Genomic DNA, 1,221 nt, shown 5'->3' with positions numbered 1-1,221 from the left:
ATCGAGGACTGTCATCGGGTCCACTCCCTCACCGAGGTCTGGAACTTCTCCGTCAGATCGGGCGTCGTGAGGACGGTGACGTCCGAGAACCGCTGCAGCACTGTGCCGTCGGTGGCCAGCGCGGTCGCGTCGATGCGGGCTTCGAGCCGCCCGGCGCGCGGGTTGTCGACCACCAGGACGAACGGTTCGGTGGTCGGCAGCGGGTGGTGATAGTCGATCCGGCCGACACCCAGCGGCAGGCAGGCCGCGCCGAGCAGGCGGTGGCCGAGCACCGGCGGGCCCTGCAGGATCAGGTCGGCGGCGACCGGATCGTGCAGGCGACCCGCGTAGGCGCCGTCGGCGACCGGGCCGGTGGGCAGGAAGCACTCCAGCACGATCGCGGTGTCGCTCTCGGACCGGAGGGCGCGCAGGCCCTGCAACGCCGGTGCGTGGAACTGCACGGCGTCGGTGTAGATCCGCTGGGCATCGGCGCCGGGACCGGCCACGATCGCCTGGTTGCCCGCCGCCTCCGGTTCCGCCGCGAGCAGCAGGGTCGCCCGGAAGTGGGCGGCCTTGTCACCGAAGACGGTGGCGCGCACCGCGGTACGGCCGTCGACATCGGCGACCGGTTCGAGCTCGAGCTCCAGCGCGGTGACCGGATGATCGAATACCAGGCCCTTGAGCACCTGGTAGTCGCGGACCCCGATCACGGTGCGGCCCGGCCTGGTCCGCTCCGCGAGATTGATCATCGCGCCGAGCCCGAAGGTCGCGGGCAGCACGATGTGCTCCCCGATCCGGTGCGCGGCGATCACGGGTTCGTCGACCAGCCCGGTGACGTCGCGGCGGGCCCGCACCGGCACCGCCGGGCGTTCGCCCGTCGACAGCGCGGTGGCCGCGCCGACCAGCAGGACCGGTTCGGGCCTGCGCGCCGTGGTGAACTGCGTGGTGAACGCGGCGGCGCCGGCGGCGGGGGCCAGCAGCGGGATCCCACGCGCGCGGAAGTACTCGCGCAGGTCGTCGGTCACCATGCCGCCGTCCCAGGCGCCCCAGTCCAGCGCGGTGACGCGATGGCCGGGATGCCTGCGCCGCCAGCTCACCGCGAAGCGGCACAGCGCCTCGTTCGCGGCGGCGTAGTCGGCTTGCCCGGTGTTGCCGAACAGCCCGGCCACCGAGGTGAACAGCACCAGGTCCTTCGGCTCCCCTACCGCGGCCAGGACAGCGGCGAGGCCGCCGATCTTGGGG

The 1,221-nt window shown here is 73.1% G+C and carries 1 protein-coding gene; it reads right to left on the bottom strand.

The genetic code is table 11. The features are described from left to right. Positions 1-11: 11 nt before the first annotated feature. Positions 12-1,221, bottom strand: a 1,210-nt coding sequence (locus ACWDNU_RS46275) for a KR domain-containing protein (RefSeq protein ID WP_449673501.1), incomplete at its 5' end; no start/stop codon positions are given.

The organism is Amycolatopsis sp. NPDC003676, assembly GCF_053587275.1.
This window is presented reverse-complemented; position numbering and strand designations above follow the sequence as displayed.